Consider the following 3,342-nt stretch of genomic DNA (forward strand, 5'->3'; position numbering starts at 1 on the left):
CACTAATGTAATCGTACGGCTCATGATAATACCTCCATCAACTTATCTAAACGGGCAGGCTTGTCGGTAGGATAACTCACAATAGGATGTGCTTGACGCTTGGCCAAATTACTTAAAACATTACCACTGCCACATTCGATTAAAATATTAATTTGTTTGTCGGCCAACTCCTGCATGGTCTTTGACCATAAGACAGGTTCACTGAGCTGCTCGGTTAATGCTTGCTTGATAGCGACTGCATTGCTTTCGACGCGCGCGTGACGGTTTTGAATCACTGGAATGGTTGCTTGATCAAATTGAATGGCTGCCAACTCTTGCGCCAAAGCGCTAGTCGCAGGCTCCATAAGCGCACAATGCGACGGCACACTAACCTTTAACGGAATGGCTTTTTTACCGGTATTTTGAACTTTATCAATCACGGCATTGACGCCAGCGGCGTTACCTGAAACCACCACTTGACCTGGACTATTAAAGTTTGCGGCGCCAACAATGGCATCATCAACGTGCTCGGTCGCTTGTTCGCATAAGTTTTCGACGCGATGGTCTTCAAGACCTAGCACCGCTGCCATCGCCGTATCGACCCCTGCCACCGCCTCTTGCATCAATTGACCGCGTTTATGCACTAGCTTGACCGCATCAGCTAAGGATATTACTCCAGCGGCACATAAGGCGCTATATTCTCCCAAGGAATGACCCGCTAGGTAACAAGGCTTATCTTCTATTTTTTGTTGTAAGATGCGCCAAACCGCGATACTAGCAGTCAATAAAGCCGGCTGAGTATATTGGGTTTGGTTCAGTTTGTCTTCGTCCTGACAAATTACCCATAAGTCTTCACCAAGCGCTGTACTGGCTTCGGTAAAGGTATCACGAATTTCAGGATAGGTTTCAGCAAGCTCGCTCAGCATACCGACCACTTGTGAACCTTGTCCTGGGAATAGCACAGCTATACGGGTGGGTTGTTTTTTTACCATATCGGGTACAGAGGCCATAACCAATATTCCTTATTTAATTGGAAATACCCCTAAATACATGGGGTTTATTATAGGATTAAAAAATAATAAAAAAGATTTATTATGAAGAGCGCCGCTATCATTATTCCTTTAAGACAGTCGACTGCTATTAAACTATACACTGACGCAGACAATAAGCATAGTTATCAAAGACTGAACGCTTAAAATGTGATATCTCTATAATCACTACTTGATAAAAAATAGATAACAAAAAGCCAAGATATCTGACTTCATAATATATGATAGCGAGATAACTTGGCTCTTGTTTGCTTAAACTGCTTGCACCATAACAACTGTGTAAAATTATCGATAGTCATTAGAACTACCAGCATTTTGCATCAACCATCAGTGGGCAAATAAATTAAGCGTCTTGACTAACTTTGAAAAGCTGGCGACCACGATAGAAACCATCTTTAGTCATGTGATGACGACGATGTTTTTCACCAGTAGTAGCGTCGATGCTTAATTCAGCCACTTCCATACGATGATGTGAACGGCGCATGTCACGACGAGAACGACTTTTACGACTTTTTTGAACAGCCATGATATAGCTCCTATACTTAAAAGGGTTAAGCTTGAAATTCAGCTTTAATCGATACCGACAGAGGCTATATAATCACAACAACCTAAGTCTTACGCATCATTAGTTAAATAGATTGCCACACGTATTAAAGTGCTGACTACGTCTAAAATCTATAGTTCGTTTGCGAAGCCAGCTTCTCTCTGCCAGCGGCAGGTTGCTAGAATGCAATAAACGGGACATTATACGCATGTTTCGCCAATTAATAAAGCCTTGCTTTTCACTCTTGGGCAAAAAGCTGATAAAAGGTAGAAAGTAACGATTTATCGACGTTATACTGCCAGTTATGGGGCTATAACTTGCCCTTTAACGATGCTAACGCTGCAAAAGGATTCTCATTTTCCTCTTCTTCTGGAATGTCACCAAACTGCTCAACACTCATCTCACAATCATCGTGCTTTGGTGCCATTGGCGCTTTTAGCAAAATCTCATCTTCGATCAATTTTTTAAACGGCAATAAACGCTCAGGCGCAGGCTCAGTGATAATTTCATCGAGCAGCAAGTAATCCTGCTCTTCACCAATCAAACGCACTTGGCTTTCGTTATCTAACAATGCGATATCATAATCATCAGTCAAATCAATCGCAATTGGTTGCAAACAACGCTGGCAGGTCAACCATATCTCACCTTTGAGAGTAAAAGACAAATGCAACACATTATTATGGCGATATAGGTTGGCTTTAAGCTCAAGGTTTGATTGCTCGTGCTCAGTTGACAAGATGGCATTTAAGCGCTCAAACGAACGCGGCGCAACTTGTCCTGACCATTCAAAACCACTGTCTTCCCATTTGCTTAAAGAAATATCTTCTGGCAAGTTGCTCGACATTGCAGCTGCTGTTTTGTCAGCCTGAAGCGCTGACGGCTTGTTTATTGGAGTGCTTGACATGCGCGGCCTCATTCATCAAAAACGGTGTATAATGTTGCCTGCCATACTAACGGAAAGCGCTGATGAGCGCTAGGGCTAGTATGTTAAGATTTTTGGTACGTACTTTCGTATTAAGTTTGCATTTACCTTGGCTTGGTCGCGTTGCAAATCACGTGCTCTACCTTTTTATTTGGTTAATTTATTCATATGATATCGCCTACTGTTGATCCTGACTTTTCTGTTTTGCTTTCTGACTCTAACGCTAAGCGTTTGCTACATCATTTAAATACTTTAGAAACCAAAAAGCCACCTGAATTTTTGAGCTTTATTTCAGAGATGCAGTTAAACGCACTGTCAGAACAATGGCAGAAAATTATCCATGCTGAAAATATCAACACTGTTGATGAGAATGAAAAAGCAGCGACCGATTGGCTGATAAATCTCTTTGATACGCTATTTGCCCACCAGCATGTTATCCTAGTACGCGGCGCCGGCGAACCAGAGTATTTTCCTGCCAAAGACAATCAGCCAGCACGTATTGAATTTGCCCATGGTTTCTTTCAAAGCGCATTGCATGAGCTAAGCCATTTTTTTATTGCAGGCGACCGTCGTAGACAGCTCTCTGACTTTGGTTACTGGTATGCACCTGATGGGCGTACAGAGGCTCAACAACAAGCGTTTGAGCGTGTAGAAATCAAGCCCCAAGCGTTAGAGTGTTTATTTACTTTAGCGTGTAGGCGTCCTTTTCAAGTCTCGCAAGACAATCTGTTTGCCACCTTTGATACCAGTACCAGCACCTTTGCGCAGGACGTCTATCAGCAGGCCAAAGCATATATAGCCGCACCTCATACGCTACCACATGACGCCAAAATATTATTGCAGGCATT

General features: G+C 42.7%; 4 protein-coding genes. 1 reads left to right on the forward strand and 3 read right to left on the reverse strand.

Going from position 1 to position 3,342, the window contains the following annotated elements:
* Nucleotides 1-20: 20 nt before the first annotated feature.
* The 3 genes from fabD to V7D75_RS12950 form a co-directional block, all read right to left on the reverse strand.
* Nucleotides 21-989, reverse strand: a complete 969-nt coding sequence (fabD, locus tag V7D75_RS12940; RefSeq protein ID WP_333614883.1) for an ACP S-malonyltransferase — start codon at nt 987-989, stop codon at nt 21-23.
* A 382-nt stretch (nt 990-1,371) separates the two neighbouring features.
* Nucleotides 1,372-1,554 carry a 50S ribosomal protein L32 gene (rpmF, locus tag V7D75_RS12945; protein ID WP_068408434.1) on the reverse strand — a complete coding sequence of 61 codons (183 nt, stop codon included), beginning with the start codon at nt 1,552-1,554 and terminating at the stop codon, nt 1,372-1,374.
* Between the two features lie 328 nt (nt 1,555-1,882).
* On the reverse strand, nt 1,883-2,476 hold the full coding sequence (locus tag V7D75_RS12950) for a YceD family protein (RefSeq protein ID WP_333614884.1): 594 nt from the start codon (nt 2,474-2,476) through the stop codon (nt 1,883-1,885).
* A 315-nt stretch (nt 2,477-2,791) separates the two neighbouring features.
* Here V7D75_RS12950 and V7D75_RS12955 point away from each other — a divergent pair.
* A partial coding sequence (locus V7D75_RS12955) for an elongation factor P hydroxylase (protein ID WP_442968968.1) occupies nt 2,792-3,342 on the forward strand: 551 nt, incomplete at its 3' end.

The organism is Psychrobacter sp., assembly GCF_036731945.1.
GTDB lineage: Bacteria > Pseudomonadota > Gammaproteobacteria > Pseudomonadales > Moraxellaceae > Psychrobacter.